Here is an 18,184-nt window from a genome sequence, read left to right as displayed (position 1 = left end):
CGCCAAGGATAGATCATGGAAATAGTAGATTCACTCATGGTCAAGATCGCGCTGATCGGCCTCCTCGGCATCGGCGCACAATGGATAGCCTGGCGGACCGGGCGTCCCGCTATCGCTCTGATGCTGATTGTCGGCATTCTAGCCGGTCCTGTTCTGGGCATCATTGATCCCGAACGCGATTTCGGAGCCTTGCAGGAACCGATCATCAAACTGGCGGTTGCCGTCATCCTGTTTGAAGGCGGACTCAGCCTGAACTTCCGCGAGCTGCGACAAGCGGGCGGCGCGGTTACCGCTATGGTGCTGGTTGCCGGACCTATTGCCTGGGTGCTCGGCACCGGCGCGGCGCATTATGGCGCCGGCCTGTCTTGGGAAATATCTGCCTTGCTCGGTGGTATCATGATCGTCACAGGTCCGACCGTGATCGGACCGATGCTGCGCACCTTGCGGGTGCCGTCGCGGGTTCGCAATATCCTGAAATGGGAAGGCATAGTGAATGACCCGATCGGAGCCCTGCTCGCCGTCGGTATCTATGCCTATATTACCTATGAAGGCCCCGACGCCAATATCGCGGTCATCAGCATGGATGTCCTGGCCGCCAGTTTCATCGCCGGACTGATCGGTGCGGGCCTTGGCTTTGCGGTCACCTGGCTGTTTCCCAGAGGCAAGGTGCCCGAATATCTGAAGGCTCCTTTCCTGCTGGTTACCGTGATCGCCGGTTTTGTCATCGCCGATCTGATCAAACATGAAACCGGCCTGATCACCGTCACCGTGATGGGTATCGTCATGGCCAACCGCCAAATATACTCCAGCCAGGCGCTCTACCGGTTCAAGGAAGACCTCGCGGTTCTACTGATTTCCGGCGTGTTCATCATATTGTCCGCTACCCTCGACTGGGAAACGGTGCAGCAATTCCGGCCGCAATTTGTCATTTTCCTGATCCTGTTGTTGTTCGTCGTGCGGCCGATTTCTGTGCTAGTCGCGCTGCTGTTCAGCTCGGTGCCGTGGCGCGAGCGACTGTTTATCGCCTGGATTGCGCCGCGCGGTATTGTCGCGGTCGCGATCACCGGCCTGTTCGCGATTCGGCTCGTCGATTATGGATTTCCCGGTGCGGAGGCGCTGGTTCCGCTGAGCTTCGCCGTCGTTATCGCCACGATCTTCGCCCATGGTTTCTCGGCCTCCTGGGTCGCGGAACGGCTGGGGATTTCAGAAGGAAAAGGCGAGGGCATATTGATTGCCGGCGCCAATCGCTGGTCGATCTCGCTCGGTAAAATGCTGAAATCTCTCGATATCGAAGTGCTGATGACCGACAATAGCAAATTCGCCCTGCGCCGGGCGCGCAGCGAAGGCCTCGACATCCGCCACGGCGATGTGCTCGATGAAGCCCATAATGACAATATCGATATGGGCGAATTTCAGCATCTCATCGCCGCCACCGACAATGATAGCCAGAACCAGCTGATCACCGCCGATCTTGGTCCGGAAATGGGTTATGAACAGATCAGCCGGCTGGCTAATGACGGACAGAGCAAAAGCCGGGTCGGCCACGGCAGATTATTGTTCGAGTCCGGGACGGATTTCGGCACTTTGCTCGACCGTGATCTCGCCGGCTGGCGGTTCAGCAAAACCAATATCACCGAGAAGTTCACCGTCGAAGATTATCGCAAGAATCTCGAAGTCGACGAGGAACCGCTGGCCGTGTTCAAGCCGGACCGGCGGCTGTTGTTTTTCGCGACCGACGCGCGGCCGGTGATTGAAGATGGTGATGTCGTCATCAGCTATGTCGCGCCGGACACACCAGAAGAGCGCAAGGCCGACCGCGCCGCCAAGGACAGTGAAAAGAACGGGGACAGTTGATTAAGCGGCGGGGGTTGCCCGCGGGCCGAACAGCGCCGTGCCGACCCGGATGTGGGTAGAACCCAGCTTGATTGCCTTTTCGAAATCTCCGGACATACCCATGCTGAGACCGTCTAGTTCGTTATCCCGGGCCAGTTTGGCCAGCAGAGCAAAATAAGGCATCGCATTGGTGCCTTCCGGCGGGACGGCCATCAGGCCGGCCACTTCGATGCCGGCGTCGCGGGCTTGCTCGAGCAATTGCGGTACCGCCTTGATATCGCAGCCGCCCTTTTGCGATTCTTCTCCGATATTGACCTGCAGGAAGCAGGGTAGGCGGCGGTCCTGCCGATCCATTTCCTTAGCCAGAGCCTTGACCAGCGACATGCGGTCGACCGAATGGATATAGTCGAAAAGCGCGACAGCCTCTGCCGCCTTATTGGATTGCAACTGCCCGATCATGTGCAGCTCGACGTCGGGATATTCCGCTTTCAAGGCGGGCCATTTCTCTGCTGCTTCCTGAACCCGATTCTCGCCAAAGACGCGATGGCCCGACTCCAGAAGTGGCCGGATCTCGTCGCTGCTACGGGTTTTGGACACCGCAATAAGCGCGATATCAGCGGCCTTGCGGCCCGCTATCCGGGCAGATTTTTCAATCTTGCTGCTTATCTCGTCGAGGGGTGGGTTTGCCAATTTCTTGCCTGTCTCTGTCATTCTCTTTCGCCAAGCATGCGTCTATAGGCATGCTTATGTTGCGAGACCAGCCCTCCTCCGTTTTGGCCGACCCGGCAGGCTCAGCGATGCCGCAGATATGGCTGTTCACCGACCAGCGCAACGACGACCGGCTGGAGCGATCGATCCTGCGTCTGCCGCGCGGTAGCGGAATTATCTTTCGACATTATCATCTGGATGAAGCTTCGCGGCGGAAGAGATTTGAAACCGTGAAAAAGTTCGCGCGGCGGCGCGGGCATATTGTGTTCCTCGCCGGATCACCGGCATTGGCCAGGCTCTGGCGCGCCGATGGCGTTCATGGAAGAGCTTCTCGTCGTTTCCTGACCCGGGGCCTGGTTCACAGCGCGCCGGTCCATAATATAAGGGAAATCCATCAGGCCAATCGCGCTGGCGCCGCGATATATTTTCTGTCGCCCATCTTTGCTACAAGGTCGCACCCCGGCCAGCGTCCGCTTAATCCGCTTGAAGTCCGGCGACTTGCAGCCCTGTGCAACGGCGCGGTGATATTGCTGGGCGGGATGAATCAGAATCGCTATCGGTCGCGCAAAAATCAGCTTACCCATGGTTGGGCAGCGATCGACGCTTTAAACTGAGCTAATATTAGAAGCGGAACTGGGTTCCGACATAGACCGCTTGGCTGTCCTGACGGCTGTCGGTCAGCGGCGCCATCCGGTCACGCTCGTTGTTGATCCGGACACCCGCGGTCACATCGAAATTGCGGGTCAGCGAGTAGCTGCCGCCAACATCAAGCGTATAATCTTTCTGGCTGGCATCCAACGCACGCGGCGCAGCGTTGATCGGCGCGGTCGCATCAAGCGTCATACGCGTATTGAAACGGCTCTTCTTACCAGTATTTTCCTCGCCGAGCGTAGGTGCTGAACCGATTTCCGAAAGGTCAGGCAGATTGCTGGCCAGTTTCTTGACCGGAATGGCAAAGCTCTTCAGGCCCTTCGCAGAACCGAGGCTATAGGAAACGGGCGCAATTTTCGCGGCGCTGGTCATACCCGAACCGGGTGCAGCAGCGAGTAGATTTTCACGAATGGAAACGGCGCTGGCGTTCGACTTCTGCCGAACCACGACGGTGACCGACCGTTCACCATCGAGCGTACCGCCCGCTGGTGTAAATTTGAAGCTCGCATTTCCGCGCAGATAGTTGAGCTCATATTTGGCTGCCAGGTCAGGATCGGCACCGGCTACGGTGAAGGAACCGACCGAACCCAGTGTTTTAAGGGATACCATCCCGTCGTCACCGGAAAGGACGCGCGCCAGAGCAGGGGTCATGGCAAGGCCAGAGATAGCGAGTCCCGTCGCTAACCAACCCAAATGACTGCCCTTTTTCTTCATGACGAAAACTTATTCCCCTTTGAGACTCACGGCTATACCAAAATCTGGCATGCTGCACGAGTCAAGTTATTGCTTTTGTCCGATTTTACCCAACCTTTGCCATTCTGTTGCAGATCGGTAACGCTTTTGTACGGACAATGATGAGGTAGATTAAAGCGACCAAGATGAACCTCGGATGATTTTGCCGCCATTCAACTGGCGTTCACTCCCCGGTGCACAAGAGCAAAACATGCGCTTGTGCTTGCCCCTTGCGGCAAAGCATTTATAGAGAGCGCTAAGATGAATATATGTCCGGAACAAATCTTGCAAAAAAGATTTCGTATCGGTGCAAAATACAACCAGGAGCGCTTCATGTCCCGCCTCAAAACAACCCGTTTAATGCCTTCTGTAACCGCTGGCCTGCTGGCTTTGTCATTATTGTCCGGCTGCGGCGGAAAAGAACGGCCCAAAGCCGATATCGCCGCATCTCAGGTGACAACAATCGGCGTGAACAGCTATTTGTGGCGCGCTTCGCTGGATGCTCTGTCCTTCATGCCGCTGACCCAGACCGACAGCAATGGCGGCGTGATCCTGACCGACTGGTATGTGAATCCGCAGAATCCGGGCGAGCGTATGAAAATCAACGTTTCGATTCTCGATCGTGATTTGCGCGCCGACGCCCTGCGCGTTGCGGCATCCCGCCAGGTCGCCAGCAACGGCACCTGGATCGATGCTCCGGTGAAAGCGGCAACGACGCAAAAACTGGAACAGATCATTCTGACCAAGGCGCGCGATTTGCGACGCGGTATGATCTCCAACTAAATTTTCCTGCCACAGCATGGGGCCGCAATGACCGATCAGCGATTCAATCCACTGGCGGCGGACAAACGCTGGCAAGAGCGCTGGGCGACCGCTGGCACTTTCGAAGCAGATGACGCCAGCAGCAAACCGCGCAGCTATGTGCTCGAGATGTTTCCCTATCCATCGGGCCGCATCCATATGGGCCATGTCCGCAACTATACGATGGGCGACGTGCTCGCCCGCTTCCGGCGGATGCAGGGCTTTGAAGTGCTCCATCCGATGGGTTGGGATGCCTTTGGCATGCCGGCGGAAAATGCCGCGATGGAAAAGAAGGTCCATCCCGGCGAGTGGACCCGAGCCAATATCGCATCGATGCGCAGCCAGCTGAAGACGCTTGGCTTTGCCTTTGACTGGAGCCGCGAACTGGCGACCTGCGAACCGGAATATTATGGCCAGGAACAGGCTTTGTTCATCGACCTGTTCGAGGGCGGGCTGGTCTATCGGAAGGAATCGGCGGTCAACTGGGATCCGGTCGACATGACCGTGCTCGCGAACGAGCAAGTGATCGACGGCAAGGGCTGGCGTTCCGGCGCTCAGGTCGAAAAGCGCAAGCTCAGCCAGTGGTTTCTCAAGATTACCGATTTTGCCGAGGATTTGCTGGCCGGACTGGGCGACCTCAAGGGTTGGCCTGAAAAAGTGCGGCTGATGCAGGAGAATTGGATCGGCAAGTCGCAAGGCCTGCAATTCCATTTCGCTCTGCCCGAAGCGCAAGACGATATCGCTAGCGTCGAAGTATTTTCCACCCGGCCCGATACTATTTTCGGGGCGAGTTTCGTCGCTTTGGCCGCCGACCACCCGCTCAGCCAGCAATTGGCAACAAAGAACGAGGCGCTCGCCGCCTTCGCCAAGGAATGCAAAGCCGGTGGCACGACCGCCGCCGAGCTCGAGACGATGGAAAAAAAGGGCTTTGATACCGGCCTGACCGTCACCCACCCACTCGATCCCGACTGGCAGCTGCCGGTCTATGTCGCGAATTTCGTGCTGATGGATTATGGCACTGGCGCGGTATTCGGCGTGCCGGCGCATGACCAGCGCGATCTCGACTTTGCCCGCAAATATGACCTGCCGGTCAAGCGCGTGGTTTCCGATGGCGACGAAACCGCCGCCGAATATGTCGGCAACGAAGCTTATACCGGCTCCGGCAAGATCGTGAACAGCGCGTTTCTCGATGGGATGACGGTCGAAGCCGCCGGACAAGCAATCATCGAGCGCGCGCAATCGGAAGGCTGGGGAAAGGCACAGACCACCTGGCGGCTGCGCGACTGGGGCGTTTCGCGTCAGCGCTACTGGGGCACACCGATCCCGATTATCCATTGCGATTCTTGCGGCCCGGTTCCGGTGCCAAAGAATCAGCTACCGGTCGTTCTGCCCGAAGACATCGACTTTGAAACACCGGGCAATCCACTCGAGCGCCACGCAACCTGGAAACAGATCGACTGCCCGAAATGCGGTGCAGCGGCGCGGCGCGAAACCGATACGCTCGACACATTTGTCGACAGCAGCTGGTATTTCCTGCGCTTTGCCAGCCAGCCCGATGACCGCCCGTTCGACCCCGAAGTGGTCAAGCAATGGCTGCCGGTGACCCAATATATCGGCGGCGTCGAACATGCGATTCTGCATCTGCTCTATGCCCGTTTCTGGACGCGGGCCCTGGCGAGTATCGGAAAGCTCGATTTTGCCGAGCCGTTCGAGAGTCTGTTTACCCAGGGGATGGTGACGCACGAAACCTATAAACATGGCGATGGCAGCTGGCTGTCTCCCGACGAGGTCGAGAAAAACGGCGCCGACTGGGCTGTGATTACGGATGGTTCACCGGTTACCACCGGCCGGGTCGAGAAAATGTCGAAATCGAAGAAAAATGTCGTCGACCCCGATCCGATCATCGAACAATATGGCGCCGATGCGGTCCGTTTCTTCATGCTGTCCGACAGCCCGCCCGAGCGCGACCTGCCATGGTCCGAGGCCGGTATTGAAGGCAGCTGGCGTTTCGTCCAGCGGCTGTGGCGCCTGTTCATCACGGTGGCCGACAATGATGATGGCGGCGAAGACAAGGCGCTCCGTCGCAAGCTTCACCAAACCGTGGCGGGTGTCGCTGGCGATGTCGAGGCACTCTCGTTCAACAAAGCGGTGGCGAAGATCTTCGAACTGATAAATCTGATCGAGAAATCACAGCCTTCTGCCGACCGGACGACAGCAATCAAGTCGCTCGCCCGAATCGTCGCGCCGATGGTGCCGCATATCGCCGAGGAAGCATGGGCGCTATTTGGCGAAACCGGGCTGATCGCCGACGCGCCATGGCCGGAAGTGGATGAAAGCCTGCTGGTCGAGGATGAAGTGACCATCGCGATTCAGGTGCGCGGCAAGCTGCGTGATACAATTACCGTTGCCAAAGGCAGCAGCAAAGAGCATCTCGAAACACTGGCCCTGGCATCGGAAAAGGTGCAGCGCAGTCTTGACGGGGCCGAGGTAAAGAAGGTGATTGTCGTGCCCGATCGACTGGTCAATATCGTAATATGAAGGCTATGATCGCCCGGATCACCCTATTGGTGGCAATGTCAGCGATGCTGGCTGCCTGCAATTTGCGTCCGCTCTATGCCGGTGGCACCAGCGGCGTTGTCGCCCAGCAACTCGGTCATGTCGAGATCGAACCGATCGCGGGCAAGGCCGGATGGTTGACGCGCAACGCGCTCAAGGACCAGCTCGAAGCGTTCGAGGGGCAAGAGGCAAAATATCGTCTGACGGTCGTGTTGGACGACAAGATTGCCGGATTTGGCGTGCGCAGCGATGACCGGATCACGCGCGAACGCAGAACATTGCGCGCCCGCTACCAGCTCGTTCGTGTAACCGATTCTGTCATCGTTCTCGATGCTACAGCGGGTTCGGACGTCGGTATCGACGTCGTATCCTCGGAATTCGCGACTGTTGCGGCAGAAGATACCGCGCTGGAAAATCTGGCGACCCGCGTTGCCAACCAGATTGTAACCCGGCTGTCCCTATTCGCCCGGACCGAGGCCAACGCGCAACCGCAACCATGAAGGTCAAGCCGGAAGAGATTGTCAGGCGCTTTCATGCGGCCGCCGATCAATGTCGACTGGTCCTGTTATGCGGCCCCAATGTCACCCGCTGCCAGGCGCTTGTCGACGAACTGGTAAAACCATTGGCCCAGTCTTCGGAACGGGTCGATTTGACCATCTCCGATGTCACCGAAAGCGCTGCGCGGCTCAATGACGAGGCCAATTCCGCTTCGTTGTTCGGCGACAAACGCTATATCGTGCTGCGGTTGAACAGCGGCGAAGCGGTGAGAGCGACCAGCGCGATCGAAACCTTGCTGGCAAGCGCGTCGGGCGGCGATCCGGTCTTTGTCATCGCCCCCGGCATGGGTGACAAGACCGCTTTGGCCAAATCGATCATCGCCGCGCCAGATGCGATGATCGCAACCTGCTATGAAACGTCCCCGGAACAGGCGGCTGCGGCTATCGTGACCATGGCGAAAACGGAAGGCCTGCGGCTAAGCCGCGAAATGGCGCAGGAAATTGCTGCGCTGACCAGCAATGATCTGGTGCTGGCACGGCTGGAAGTAGAAAAGATCGCGCTCTATCTCGATGCCACGCCCGAAAGCCCGCAAACTCCGGAATCGGACGTGCTAGCCTTGCTCGGTGCCGAGAATGACGAAGAGGATATCGGCCTGCTGATCCACGCTGCGCTCAATGGTGATGCGCCTCGCCTAGCGCAGGAAATTGCCGCCTCACGCGCACAGGGCATCAGCGAAATTGGTCTGATAAGGATCATGCTCCGCCATCTCACCAAGCTCGCGGAGTTGCGCAGCAAGGTCGACAACGGCGGCAATGTCGATTCCGTCGCTGGCCATCCCAGTGTCTTTTTCAAAGAGCAGAAGCATTTCAAGCGGCAGCTGAGAATTTGGTCCTCGGCCCATATAGCTCGTCTAATCGATCGGATTCTGCAGCTCGAAATCGCGCTGAAAAGCAGCGGTCAGCCGGATCAGGTGTTGTTGGAGGAAGAATTGCTGTTGATCGCGCGGAAAGCAGCGAGAAGCCGATAGGTCATTCATAATCCGCGGTGATCGCAATCCGGCCGCGAAATTGGCCGTTGGCATCGCCGCGCAGCCGCAATTGTCCGCCGAAGGAAAAGACCAGCCGTCCCGCTGGATCCAGTCTCGCCAGAGCCGGTAGATTGGTTTCCAATTTCTCCAGATCCGCTGTCGAACCATTGGGAGCGCTCAGCTGGATCCTGTCTGGCAGCGATACTCTGACATTCCGGCCCGGTTCGCCGGTCAACCGTCCTTCACCGTGGAGCGACATTCCACCGAGATTGGCGATGCTGCCGCTGGTCTGCTTGGCACCGGACACCGGATCGATGCTGACCACCCCGCCATTGCCGCCGATCATCGCAATCCGCGAAAAATCCAGATTGGCAGTAATTTCGATCTGCAACGGGATTTCCCGTTTATCGGCAGCCGCTTCGGAGAGACTATCGGACGTCGGGCTGTCCGCGCACAAGCGACATTGCGCCTGCGCCCTATCCGGCATGATTGCCAGATATGCGGTCATGATTGCTCCTGTCAGAAGAAATTTTATCACCATCGTCATAGCCTCATATTTTGCGCGGATATGGTGAATATCCGGTTAAGAGCGAGTTTGATTCGCGGTGATCTTCCGGGCCAGGTCTCTTGACCGACTGCCCTCTAGGCCCCATTTACGGGAGATGGAAAAAACAAAACTGAGCGATGAACAATGGCGGCAACAGCTGTCACCTGAACAATATCATGTGCTGCGCGAAGCCGGCACCGAGAGGGCGTTTACCGGATCGCTAAATGCCGAATATCGCGACGGGGAATTTTTCTGCGCCGGTTGCGGTAGCAAATTGTTTGAATCGGAAAGCAAATTCGACAGCGGTTGCGGCTGGCCTAGCTTCTCGATACCCGCCGATAGCGAAGCGGTTACCGAGATTGAGGACAATAGTCTCGGCATGCGCCGCGTCGAAGTACGGTGCTCCACCTGCGACGGTCATCTCGGCCATGTTTTTCCCGACGGTCCGACCGAAACAGGCCTCCGATATTGCATGAATAGCGCGGCGATGGCTTTCGAACCAAAGGAAGACTGATTTTTTGCTGTATTTCCCCGTGTTCAGCCTGCAGTAAGGCGGCAACACGCTAGAAAACCTCATATTCAGCGTTTAGTGGGCAGAACAATATGGCGCGTGGCAAAAAACGCAATACAGGGCAGGGGCCGGTGCGCAAATGGTTCTGGCGGCTGGTAAAGACCGGCCTGGTAGCCGGACTTCTGGCGACCATTGCATTGGTGGTTGCGGTATTGGTTGTCCGTTCCTCGCTCCCCGGCTTCGAGGATCTGAAATCCTCCCCCAACGGCCAGATGATCCGGGTACTCGACGTCAACGGCAAAGAATTGTTTTCGATGGGCCCAAGCTACGGCGAGTGGCTGCATTATCCTGACATTCCGGAGGTCATGAAGTCAGCTATGATCTCGGTCGAGGACAGGCGTTACGAGAGTCATCTCGGCGTTGATCCAATCGGTATCGCGCGTTCCCTCCAGGTCAGGGCGCAGCGCGGCTATTGGGCCCAGGGCGGATCGACGATCACCCAGCAACTGGCGCGCAATATATTTCTCAACAACAACCGCACCTTTGGCCGAAAGGGCCGGGAAATATTGCTCGCGCTGGCGATAGAACGGAAATTTTCCAAGGAACAGATTCTCGAACTCTATCTCAACAAGGTCTATTATGGTGGCGGTGCCTATGGCATTGATGCCGCTTCCCGCCGCTTCTTTGCGCATGGCGCCAGAGACCTCAATCTCGCCGAGGCCGCGATCATTGCCGGCCTGGTCAAGGCCCCGTCGCGCTATTCACCGACAGCTGACGCGAAAGCCGCAATCGGGCGCGCAACCGTCGTGCTGGAAGTGATGCAGGATGCCGGAGCGATTACCGCTGCCGAAGCAGCGGAATCCCAGCCGGCCTCGGTCAAGCTGGCGCCCGAACCGCGGCAGAATAGCGTGCGCTACTTTACCGACTGGGCGCTGCCGCAACTGGAATTGCTGATCGATGAAGCGGTCGAGCCGATTGAAGTCTGGACCACGCTGGATCTCGACATGCAACGCGCGGCTGCGACCGCCATCCAGTCGCGGGTGCCGGCCGGTGCCCAGGGTGCGCTGGTGGCGATTGACCGGGACGGTGCGGTCCGCGCCATGGTCGGCGGCACCGATTATGTGACATCCAACTATAACCGTGCCACCCAGGCTGTCCGCCAGCCCGGGTCAGCCTGGAAGGTGTTTGTCTATATGGCGGCGCTGGAAGCAGGCTATTCCCCGGACGATACGGTGACCGATGCGCCGATCACGATAGGCAACTGGACCCCACGTAACAGCGGTGACCGCTATGCCGGTGATATCAACGTCCGGACCGCCTTTGCTTTCTCCAAGAATACGGTCGCGGCAGCGATCGGCAATGATATCGGAACTTCGACAATTGCCAATATGGCTCGCCGCTTTGGCATCACCACCCCGATAGACACCAATCCCTCGATGGTACTCGGTACTTCCGATGTACGACTGCTCGACATGACCCGCGCTTTCGCATCGATCAGCGCCAAGGGCGTGGCGATCACCCCGTTCGGCATCACCAAGGTGCAGACGATGAAGGGTGATATTCTCTATCAAAGCAAATTTGACGGCAGCCGCGTGCTGGTCGACCCGTGGGTCGCTGCAGGGATCACCGATTTGATGCAAACCGCAGTGAACACCGGGACCGGGCGGGCGGCGCAAATCGGCAGGCCGGTTGCCGGCAAGACCGGGACCACCAGCAGCAACAAGGATGGCTGGTTTCTGGGCTTTTCCAGTGGTCTCACCACCGGTGTATGGATGGGCCGCGACGACGCAAAACCGGTTAGCGGATTGCAGGGTGGCCGGGCACCGGCCTCCGCGTTCGCTCAATTCATGAAAATAGCCGTAGCCAAGCGCAAGGTCGAACAGTTTGATACCGAGCTGGTCCTGCCGGAATGGCAATTGGAGCCGGATGAAGATGAACTGTTCGGAGCGCCCGAAGACGGCATTTATGTCGACGAAAATGGCATGCCGCTCGAAACCGGCCGCGGGATTGAATATGATCTGGAAGGCGGGGACGCAGCCGATAACCCGCGCCTGGACCAGGAATGGATCGATTCAGTACTCGGCCGCGGCGGAGATCCTGCTCCGCGGAAACCGGCACCGGCACCGGTCAATAAGCCCAAACCGCTGCCGCCTCAGAAACAGCCGGAATCTTTGCTTCCCGAAGCGGCCCGCCTGGAACCACAATAATATCGCGATTCAATCCGCTACCGGGGCTTGTTGCTCCACGCCAACCATATGCAGACCACGGCCATGCTGTTTGAGCCAGCGGTCCGCCGCTCTCCGGTCCGATTCGTAAATCCGGTCGAGCAGCGTGTAGAAGCGTGAACTATGATCCATATGGGTAAGATGTGCCACTTCATGCGCGACCACCGACCGGCGGACATGAGGCGGGGCCATGATCAGCCGCCAGCTCAGGCGGATCGACTTGCGGCCGGAACAACTGCCCCAGCGCCGCCGCGCATCACCGACCGCCAGTTTCGGTAAATCTGAAGCGGCTCGCTCACAATAATAGACAAGATCATCGGCATAAATCAGCCGCGCCTGAGCCTTGAGCCAGCGCAGGATACGGGGTTCGACATGTTCACTAGGGCCGCCAAGCCGGATTTCGCCTTCCCCGAGCAAGGGCGTTCTTGCAAAATCCGGGGACCAGCGGATGATATGGGGCTCGCCCAAAAACGCGATCTGGCTGCCCTCCTCGATCGCGATCGGGGGCAAGGCTTCGGCAAAACGCGCGTTGAGCCAGTCGGATTTTGACTGGGCAAAGCGTAAAGCCTGATCTTCCGACGCATAGGCCGGCATGGTCAGGCAGACGATCCCCTTGACCGTATCTGCTGAAACGATGATCGATCGCGCTTGCTTTGATCGCCGGATCTGGAGCGGATAGCTTTTGCCATCCAGGTGAATCTCCAGAGGCTCGGAACGTGCTTTGCTAAAGCGGAGCATCAAGAATATGTTGTTCTAGCGGTCCGGCTTTCGATTCGGGAATCACCTTGCCGCGGATCGACTGGCCCGCCTCGTGGATCGATTCACGGTCGCCGGAGACCAGATAATGCCATGCGGGCAGGGGAAAGCCTCTGGCGCGCATTTTATAGGCGCAGCTGTCGGGTAGCCATTCAAATTCTTCCAGCTTGTTGCGGGTCAACCGGACGCAATCGGGAACATGGAATTTGCGGTGACGATAATCGCTGCACTGAGCGCTTTGAAGGTCGAGCAATTTGCAAGCGATGTTGGTCATGTAGATCTGGCCGTCATCCTCGTCTTCCGCTTTCAACAAGCAGCATTTACCGCAGCCGTCGCACAAGGCCTCCCATTGTCCGCGATCCAGCGCCTCGAGCGGTAGTTCCCAGAAGGGCGGTTCGGAGCCTAGCGCACCCATCGGGCTATTTCAGCAGCAACATCCTGCGGCGTTCCGTCATAAGGCAGCAGCGCCAGAGGCTCTCCGTCCGGTCCGAATAAATAGGCCTGACGGCTGTGATCGACGAGATATTCGCTCGCGCTTTCATCATTCCGGATATCATAAATGATCAGATATTTTTTCGCGACATCCGCAATTTCCTCGGGGGTTCCGGTAAGGCCGATAAGCCGCGGGTGGAAGGCGGAAACATATTGCTTCAACACAGCCGGTGTATCGCGCTTGGAATCGACTGATATGAAAATCGGCTGGACCTTGCTGGCTAGTGCCGGGTCTTCTTTTTCAGCCTGCTTGAGACCCAGCATGATGGTGGCAAGGTCGACCGGACATACGTCGGGGCAATAGCTGTAGCCGAAATAGATGATCCGATATTGGCCCTTGAACTCGCTTTCCGAGGTTTTGCCACCATCCTGGTTGGTCAGCGTGAATGTGCCACCGATCTTGGCCCCCGCAAGCGGAGGCTCCATGGTCGCTGACGCACCGCCATCGGCTGTCGGGTTGCAAGCCGCTACGATGGCCAGTAATCCGGCGCTTAGGATCATTTTTGCGATATTTTTGATATTGTTCATTACCGGGCCAGACATGGTCTGCTAGTTGATCAATTTCAACAGATAATTGATAGACAGTGTTTGCAACGGATCGACGCAGAGACTCTCCTATGAATCAAATGGGGCCAATAATGTTAAATGATAATCTTTCAGCCACGCTTTGGGCTGGTAAATTCTCTCTTTTCCTCCGCTTTGCGGGAATCGGCGTTGCCGCGTTGTCTTTGTCAGCCCCCGCTGCAGCACAATTTTCGGAAAGCTATAATTTTTTGAAAGCGGTCAAGGATCGTGACGGCGAGGAAGCGACCAAATATCTCAGCCGGCCTGGATCGGTGATAGTCAATACGCGCGATCTCTCCACCGGCCAGACTGGCTTGCACATCGTGGTCGAACGACGCGACAATATCTGGCTCGGTTTCCTGCTGCAAAAGGGCGCCAACCCCAATATAGCAGACAAAGAGGGCATGACCCCGCTGCTTCTCGCTACCCAGCTTCGGTTTGTGGATGGGGTCAGAACCCTTTTGGCGAAAAAGGCCAAGGTGAATGAAGCCAACCGACAAGGCGAAACTGCGCTCATCCGTGCGGTTCAGCTGCGTGACGGGGAACTGGTCCGCCTGCTTCTCGCAAACGGGGCTGATCCGGACCGGACTGATACTCTGGCTGGCAAATCAGCGCGCGATTATGCCAAGCAGGATCGCCGGACCGCCGCTATTCTGGCCGAGATAGAAAAAGCGGACGCCGAGAAGAAACCCGAAGCGGAAGGCCGGTTCTTTGGACCGGAAGGCTAGTATCTGAGCCTTAACCGTTGAAAGGGTGCATTGCAGAGTCAGGGCTGATCCAGCCGTCGGAGACCGCAGAACGGCGCATCGCTCGACGGGCCAGCCGCATGGTCTCTGTTTTGCGCCGCGCTGGCGCAAGCGCATTGGTCGCAGCCGGTCGTACCATTTCCGCGTCATAGGCATCGGCAATGATCAAACCAGTGCGTTCGGGCAGGAAATCTGCACCATCAACCGGAGATGCATCGAACCCGATCGGTAAGGCCCAGTAGAACCGGTCGCAATAATCCAGATATTCCGTCCATTTGCTGTCGCCCAGCAAATCACTGCGCGCGACCTTGATCTCGACGATGACAATCTGCCCTTTTGCATCAATGCCCATCAGATCCGCCCGGCGTTTGTTCCGCAGACTGACTTCCGGCAACACCATGATATCGTGCCTCAGAAACATTCGGGCCACGCCGCGCGCGACGGCGCGGGCGCCGGTCAGTTCATCGTGGTCGCTCAACAGGCCTAAAGAATCATCGATGATCGTCATAGCTCTGGGCTAGAACATAAAAAGAACAAAATAAAGGCCCCCGTTAGGGAGCCTCTATGATTTTGATATTCTCAACAGGATTAACGATAGAAGATATGATTATCGATCGTTGCCAGCCGTTTGAGCCGCCAGCCCGGGGAAACATAACGGGCGTGAAAGAATAAAGCGCCTTCGACCGAGCTTTCCCAGCCATCATTTACGGCGATTTTGGCAATCGCTACTGCATTCCGCCAGGTCTGGCGTCCGGTTTTTATACGAGGCATCTTGCCGCCGCGAACGAAGGAAAACTGACTGCGTTGATAGACGACACCACAGATGGTGTCGGGAAAGCGAGAGGATTCGACGCGGGCAAGAACGACGCGGGCAACAGCCAGCTGACCCTGCAACGATTCGCCCTTGGATTCAAAATAGACGGTTCCGGCAAGACACTGCATTTCAGCATCGAGCGAACCATCGACCGATTGCTGACGCACCAACTCGCTCAAGGACAAAGCATCTTCGTTTACGAAATCTACGTCCTGGCCAATGCCACGATCCGTATCTTCATTAGCGATCTTGTCTGATTCGATAACATCTTGGGGAATTTCGGCGACAACTTCCTGTTGCTCGCCAAATATAATAGCTTGATCGGATTCGTCAGCTTCCAAAAGGGCAGGATCGACAAAAATCTCTGATTCAGGTGTGTCATCGGTTGCTTCCAACGCGAAGGACACATCGGTGACGGATAATGCCGCGACCGTAGTAATGGCAAGCGACAGAGCGCTTGCAGCACGAAAAATTTTGCTCATAAACCTATTTTATTATGCGGTGAGACCAGAGCAAATAATGACGTCCTAGTCAAAACTGCCACAAACAGACCCGAAAATCACGGCGTAGGTCTATTTCTGTTCCCCCCGTCTGCGTGTTTTCTGCCTGTCATTCACGACCAAGTCAGCAGCAACCTACGCATCAAAGTTGAGCGCCAAATATGGTTTTGGGAAATAAAGTCAAGTTTACTGACCCATTTGGGCGATGAGCCGTTCCGGTTCCGGGATATCCAGTTCAATTAACCACATATCGGGGTCGAACCGAAATCTTTGAGCAATGTAATCGCTTAATTCTTTATTGTTATCAGTATCTTGAGGCCATATTTGCTGCCAGTTGGGTAGGCCGTCAAGAGACGGCATATTCTCTAGGAGCTTAGGGTTTTCGCCCTTTTCCAGGCACTGGATGAGGATAGACCCGGATATCCGGTCGCCCTTTTTCAGCACAGCGCCGAACCCGCCATTTTGACTGACCAGCCTGAGCAGTGACTGGACTTTCATTTCCGCGGACAGCCGCGGTTCAATCATCTTTCTGGTAGCCCGGCAGCGATGCAAGAGGGATATGCGAGCGCATGAATGTTCCGGTTCCGCGCGCTATTTCTTCCCCTTCGCTGTCGACCAGCCGCGCATCGGCGACAAATACGCGGCGTTTACCACTGACCCAACGCCCTTCCGCTATCACCGGCCCGGACTTGAGCGGCTTGGTGAACAGCAGATTGAAGGCGGTGGTCAGGATGAACCGGTCGGAAACCAGACTGTTGGCCGCATAAAAGGCCGCATCGTCGAGCATCTTGAAATAGGCTGTGCCGTGGACCGCCCCGGCTGCGTGATAATAGCGTTCGTCGACATCGAAGAAGATTCTTGCGGTGCCGGCTTCGCCGATTTCCAGACGGGAATTGAACAATCGATTGATCGGCGCTTCGGCATAGAGCCGTTCCAGAGCCCGGAAATGCCCTTGTGCGCCACCTCGGTCCACGATCTTGTCAGGTTCGTCTGCCATGATCAGATCAGGCGGCCTGCTGTTCGCGTTGCTCGCTCAATAAGGCATAAAGGGCATCCCGACCCGATGCACCCCTGAGCTTGGCCACCATATTGTCGTCTCGCAAAAACCGGGAAACCTCGGCGAGGGCCTGCAAATGCTCAACCCCCGCTTTTTCCGGCGACAACAGAGCATATACCAGATCGACCGGCTTGCCATCATGGGAATCAAACGGAACCGGCTCGGCAAAGCGGAGAAAGACGCCGGTGCAACCGTTCAAATCGGCCAATTTGGTGTGCGGTATAGCGATTTCTCTACCAAAGCCGGTCGATCCCAAGTCTTCGCGGGCGATCAATCCGGCCTCTATGGTGTCAGCGTCGAGCCGATAGCATTTCTGCCCGATTTGTCCGATCATGCGCAAAATTTCGTCCTTGCCGCTGGCGCCGGGACAATCCCGAACGGCTGCGATATCCAAACGAACGGACAAGATGGTCATCATATATTCCTTTTGCCCGGCGATATTCGGCCAAACCGAAGAATGATTCAGGATCTGGACGCCGGGCGCTTTGGGCCGACTGGCAGAAACACCATCATCGGCCCCTTAACGAGATGCAGCGCTATCAGCTGTGCGGTTCAACCCAGCCAATGGTGCCGTCGGAACGGCGATAGACCATATTATGGGCACCAGTGCCAGAGTTTTTGAACATCAGGGCGCCTGTGTTGCGCAAATCCATCATCATCACCGCGGTTGATACGCTGGTTTCCGGGATGTCGGTGCTGGTTTCGGCGATGATCGGCGGGGAATCGCCGTTCACTTCGCTCTCTTCTTCCTCTTCCGAAGATTCAAACACTCGATAGGCTGCTTCTTCCTGTTTAGCCGCATATTGCGCCTGAACATGATGATCATTGAGCCGCCGCATATAACGACGCAGCTGCTTCTCAACCTTGTCGGCAGCCTTTTCAAAAGCCTGATGGGCATCACCGGCTTCGGCATCGGCCTTCAGCATCAAGCCCTGCATAACGTGATTCACAATATCGCATTTAAACTGCGAGTGCGGTGCCTTGCTCACGGTGACATTGGCTGAAATAGCCTTGGGAAAATATTTTTTGGCGATCGCGCGCATCCGATCTTCGGCGTGGGTTTGCAGAGCATCGCCAGTATCAACCTGGTGTCCCGAAACACGAACTTCCATATCTATTCTCCTCTTCATTTAGTACCGTTACACGATTGTCGGTACGCCTAAATC

21 protein-coding genes are annotated in these 18,184 nt (G+C 56.9%); 9 read left to right on the top strand and 12 right to left on the bottom strand.

Features of this window, described 5'->3' with window-relative positions; genetic code table 11:
* The first annotated feature begins 15 nt into the window (after window positions 1-15).
* On the top strand, window positions 16-1,854 hold the full coding sequence (locus V7680_RS01660; protein WP_335651543.1) for a cation:proton antiporter: 1,839 nt from the start codon (window positions 16-18) through the stop codon (window positions 1,852-1,854).
* Here V7680_RS01660 and V7680_RS01655 read toward each other — a convergent pair whose 3' ends face one another.
* Window positions 1,855-2,544, bottom strand: a complete 690-nt coding sequence (locus V7680_RS01655; RefSeq protein WP_335651542.1) for a YggS family pyridoxal phosphate-dependent enzyme — start codon at window positions 2,542-2,544, stop codon at window positions 1,855-1,857. It lies immediately after the preceding gene.
* Window positions 2,545-2,630: 86 nt separating this feature from the next.
* Between V7680_RS01655 and V7680_RS01650 the strand changes: the two genes are divergently transcribed.
* The gene (locus tag V7680_RS01650) at window positions 2,631-3,155 is read left to right on the top strand and encodes a thiamine phosphate synthase (RefSeq protein ID WP_335651541.1); all 525 of its coding nucleotides are present in this window, start codon (window positions 2,631-2,633) and stop codon (window positions 3,153-3,155) included.
* 7 nt (window positions 3,156-3,162) lie between these two features.
* Here V7680_RS01650 and V7680_RS01645 read toward each other — a convergent pair whose 3' ends face one another.
* Window positions 3,163-3,843: a hypothetical protein gene (locus V7680_RS01645; RefSeq protein WP_335651540.1), complete on the bottom strand. Its 681-nt coding sequence runs from the start codon at window positions 3,841-3,843 to the stop codon at window positions 3,163-3,165.
* 414 nt (window positions 3,844-4,257) lie between these two features.
* On the opposite strand from V7680_RS01645, the gene V7680_RS01640 reads away from it, so the two are divergent.
* From V7680_RS01640 to holA, 4 genes are read left to right on the top strand one after another with little or no spacing between them, the layout of a single operon-like run.
* Window positions 4,258-4,707, top strand: coding sequence for a DUF3576 domain-containing protein (locus V7680_RS01640; protein ID WP_335651539.1), 450 nt, complete (start codon window positions 4,258-4,260; stop codon window positions 4,705-4,707).
* A 27-nt stretch (window positions 4,708-4,734) separates the two neighbouring features.
* Window positions 4,735-7,263 (top strand): leucine--tRNA ligase, encoded by a 2,529-nt coding sequence (gene leuS, locus V7680_RS01635; protein ID WP_335651538.1) that lies wholly within the window; start codon window positions 4,735-4,737, stop codon window positions 7,261-7,263.
* A complete protein-coding gene (gene lptE / locus V7680_RS01630; protein ID WP_335651537.1) occupies window positions 7,260-7,781 on the top strand; it encodes an LPS assembly lipoprotein LptE in 522 nt (173 codons plus the stop codon). Before leuS ends, lptE begins: the two co-directional genes overlap by 4 nt.
* Window positions 7,778-8,806, top strand: coding sequence for a DNA polymerase III subunit delta (gene holA, locus V7680_RS01625; RefSeq protein ID WP_335651536.1), 1,029 nt, complete (start codon window positions 7,778-7,780; stop codon window positions 8,804-8,806). Before lptE ends, holA begins: the two co-directional genes overlap by 4 nt.
* Before the next feature lies 1 nt (window position 8,807).
* On the opposite strand, the gene V7680_RS01620 is transcribed toward holA, so the two are convergent.
* Window positions 8,808-9,314, bottom strand: coding sequence for a DUF4402 domain-containing protein (locus V7680_RS01620; protein ID WP_335651535.1), 507 nt, complete (start codon window positions 9,312-9,314; stop codon window positions 8,808-8,810).
* 154 nt (window positions 9,315-9,468) lie between these two features.
* Between V7680_RS01620 and msrB the strand changes: the two genes are divergently transcribed.
* A complete protein-coding gene (gene msrB, locus V7680_RS01615) occupies window positions 9,469-9,867 on the top strand; it encodes a peptide-methionine (R)-S-oxide reductase MsrB (RefSeq protein ID WP_335651534.1) in 399 nt (132 codons plus the stop codon).
* An 89-nt stretch (window positions 9,868-9,956) separates the two neighbouring features.
* Window positions 9,957-12,071, top strand: coding sequence for a transglycosylase domain-containing protein (locus tag V7680_RS01610; protein ID WP_335651533.1), 2,115 nt, complete (start codon window positions 9,957-9,959; stop codon window positions 12,069-12,071).
* A 9-nt stretch (window positions 12,072-12,080) separates the two neighbouring features.
* Here the strand turns inward: V7680_RS01610 and V7680_RS01605 are convergent, their stop codons facing one another.
* Genes V7680_RS01605 through V7680_RS01595 form a run of 3 tightly spaced genes read right to left on the bottom strand, consistent with a single transcriptional unit; the run spans window position 12,081 to window position 13,880 of the window.
* Window positions 12,081-12,827 (bottom strand): M48 family metallopeptidase, encoded by a 747-nt coding sequence (locus V7680_RS01605; protein WP_335651532.1) that lies wholly within the window; start codon window positions 12,825-12,827, stop codon window positions 12,081-12,083.
* Complete coding sequence (locus V7680_RS01600) at window positions 12,814-13,260, bottom strand: YcgN family cysteine cluster protein (protein ID WP_335651531.1); 447 nt, start codon at window positions 13,258-13,260, stop codon at window positions 12,814-12,816. Before V7680_RS01600 ends, V7680_RS01605 begins: the two co-directional genes overlap by 14 nt.
* Complete coding sequence (locus V7680_RS01595) at window positions 13,248-13,880, bottom strand: SCO family protein (protein WP_442954955.1); 633 nt, start codon at window positions 13,878-13,880, stop codon at window positions 13,248-13,250. The genes V7680_RS01600 and V7680_RS01595 overlap by 13 nt, the downstream gene beginning before the upstream one ends.
* A 95-nt stretch (window positions 13,881-13,975) precedes the next feature.
* Here V7680_RS01595 and V7680_RS01590 point away from each other — a divergent pair, with 95 nt between their 5' ends.
* Window positions 13,976-14,629 carry an ankyrin repeat domain-containing protein gene (locus tag V7680_RS01590; protein ID WP_335651529.1) on the top strand — a complete coding sequence of 218 codons (654 nt, stop codon included), beginning with the start codon at window positions 13,976-13,978 and terminating at the stop codon, window positions 14,627-14,629.
* 10 nt (window positions 14,630-14,639) lie between these two features.
* Here V7680_RS01590 and V7680_RS01585 read toward each other — a convergent pair whose 3' ends face one another.
* The 6 genes from V7680_RS01585 to hpf all read right to left on the bottom strand — a co-directional run bounded on the left by V7680_RS01585 (window position 14,640) and on the right by hpf (window position 18,130).
* The gene (locus tag V7680_RS01585; RefSeq protein ID WP_442954954.1) at window positions 14,640-15,155 is read right to left on the bottom strand and encodes an MmcB family DNA repair protein; all 516 of its coding nucleotides are present in this window, start codon (window positions 15,153-15,155) and stop codon (window positions 14,640-14,642) included.
* An 80-nt stretch (window positions 15,156-15,235) separates the two neighbouring features.
* Window positions 15,236-15,943 carry a cell wall hydrolase gene (locus V7680_RS01580; protein WP_335651527.1) on the bottom strand — a complete coding sequence of 236 codons (708 nt, stop codon included), beginning with the start codon at window positions 15,941-15,943 and terminating at the stop codon, window positions 15,236-15,238.
* A 204-nt stretch (window positions 15,944-16,147) separates the two neighbouring features.
* Window positions 16,148-16,486, bottom strand: a complete 339-nt coding sequence (locus V7680_RS01575; RefSeq protein ID WP_335651526.1) for a DUF1491 family protein — start codon at window positions 16,484-16,486, stop codon at window positions 16,148-16,150.
* Window positions 16,479-16,958: a PaaI family thioesterase gene (locus tag V7680_RS01570; RefSeq protein WP_335651525.1), complete on the bottom strand. Its 480-nt coding sequence runs from the start codon at window positions 16,956-16,958 to the stop codon at window positions 16,479-16,481. The genes V7680_RS01575 and V7680_RS01570 overlap by 8 nt, the downstream gene beginning before the upstream one ends.
* A gap of 7 nt (window positions 16,959-16,965) precedes the next feature.
* Window positions 16,966-17,433, bottom strand: coding sequence for a PTS sugar transporter subunit IIA (locus V7680_RS01565; protein ID WP_335651524.1), 468 nt, complete (start codon window positions 17,431-17,433; stop codon window positions 16,966-16,968).
* Window positions 17,434-17,557: 124 nt separating this feature from the next.
* Window positions 17,558-18,130, bottom strand: coding sequence for a ribosome hibernation-promoting factor, HPF/YfiA family (hpf, locus tag V7680_RS01560; RefSeq protein ID WP_335651523.1), 573 nt, complete (start codon window positions 18,128-18,130; stop codon window positions 17,558-17,560).
* Window positions 18,131-18,184 lie beyond the last annotated feature (54 nt).

The sequence above is a fragment of the Parasphingorhabdus sp. genome (assembly GCF_036963705.1).
Lineage (GTDB): Bacteria > Pseudomonadota > Alphaproteobacteria > Sphingomonadales > Sphingomonadaceae > Parasphingorhabdus.
Note: the sequence above shows the minus strand (reverse complement) of the source record. Positions and strands in the feature narration are given on the sequence as shown.

Bases quoted from the DNA above. Each gene is read 5' to 3' on its own strand.
- V7680_RS01600 (WP_335651531.1), bottom strand. From the start codon at position 13,260: ATGGGTGCGCTAGGCTCCGAACCGCCCTTCTGGGAACTACCGCTCGAG.
- V7680_RS01620 (WP_335651535.1), bottom strand. From the start codon at position 9,314: ATGACCGCATATCTGGCAATCATGCCGGATAGGGCGCAGGCGCAATGT.
- V7680_RS01645 (WP_335651540.1), bottom strand. From the start codon at position 3,843: ATGACCCCTGCTCTGGCGCGCGTCCTTTCCGGTGACGACGGGATGGTA.
- V7680_RS01640 (WP_335651539.1), top strand. From the start codon at position 4,258: ATGTCCCGCCTCAAAACAACCCGTTTAATGCCTTCTGTAACCGCTGGC.
- V7680_RS01590 (WP_335651529.1), top strand. From the start codon at position 13,976: ATGTTAAATGATAATCTTTCAGCCACGCTTTGGGCTGGTAAATTCTCT.
- V7680_RS01610 (WP_335651533.1), top strand. From the start codon at position 9,957: ATGGCGCGTGGCAAAAAACGCAATACAGGGCAGGGGCCGGTGCGCAAA.
- V7680_RS01650 (WP_335651541.1), top strand. From the start codon at position 2,631: ATGCCGCAGATATGGCTGTTCACCGACCAGCGCAACGACGACCGGCTG.
- V7680_RS01575 (WP_335651526.1), bottom strand. From the start codon at position 16,486: ATGATTGAACCGCGGCTGTCCGCGGAAATGAAAGTCCAGTCACTGCTC.
- V7680_RS01655 (WP_335651542.1), bottom strand. From the start codon at position 2,544: ATGACAGAGACAGGCAAGAAATTGGCAAACCCACCCCTCGACGAGATA.
- lptE (WP_335651537.1), top strand. From the start codon at position 7,260: ATGAAGGCTATGATCGCCCGGATCACCCTATTGGTGGCAATGTCAGCG.
- V7680_RS01580 (WP_335651527.1), bottom strand. From the start codon at position 15,943: ATGAGCAAAATTTTTCGTGCTGCAAGCGCTCTGTCGCTTGCCATTACT.
- V7680_RS01660 (WP_335651543.1), top strand. From the start codon at position 16: ATGGAAATAGTAGATTCACTCATGGTCAAGATCGCGCTGATCGGCCTC.
- V7680_RS01605 (WP_335651532.1), bottom strand. From the start codon at position 12,827: ATGCTCCGCTTTAGCAAAGCACGTTCCGAGCCTCTGGAGATTCACCTG.
- leuS (WP_335651538.1), top strand. From the start codon at position 4,735: ATGACCGATCAGCGATTCAATCCACTGGCGGCGGACAAACGCTGGCAA.
- holA (WP_335651536.1), top strand. From the start codon at position 7,778: ATGAAGGTCAAGCCGGAAGAGATTGTCAGGCGCTTTCATGCGGCCGCC.
- V7680_RS01565 (WP_335651524.1), bottom strand. From the start codon at position 17,433: ATGACCATCTTGTCCGTTCGTTTGGATATCGCAGCCGTTCGGGATTGT.
- V7680_RS01595 (WP_442954955.1), bottom strand. From the start codon at position 13,880: ATGTCTGGCCCGGTAATGAACAATATCAAAAATATCGCAAAAATGATC.
- msrB (WP_335651534.1), top strand. From the start codon at position 9,469: ATGGAAAAAACAAAACTGAGCGATGAACAATGGCGGCAACAGCTGTCA.
- V7680_RS01585 (WP_442954954.1), bottom strand. From the start codon at position 15,155: ATGACGATCATCGATGATTCTTTAGGCCTGTTGAGCGACCACGATGAA.
- V7680_RS01570 (WP_335651525.1), bottom strand. From the start codon at position 16,958: ATGGCAGACGAACCTGACAAGATCGTGGACCGAGGTGGCGCACAAGGG.
- hpf (WP_335651523.1), bottom strand. From the start codon at position 18,130: ATGGAAGTTCGTGTTTCGGGACACCAGGTTGATACTGGCGATGCTCTG.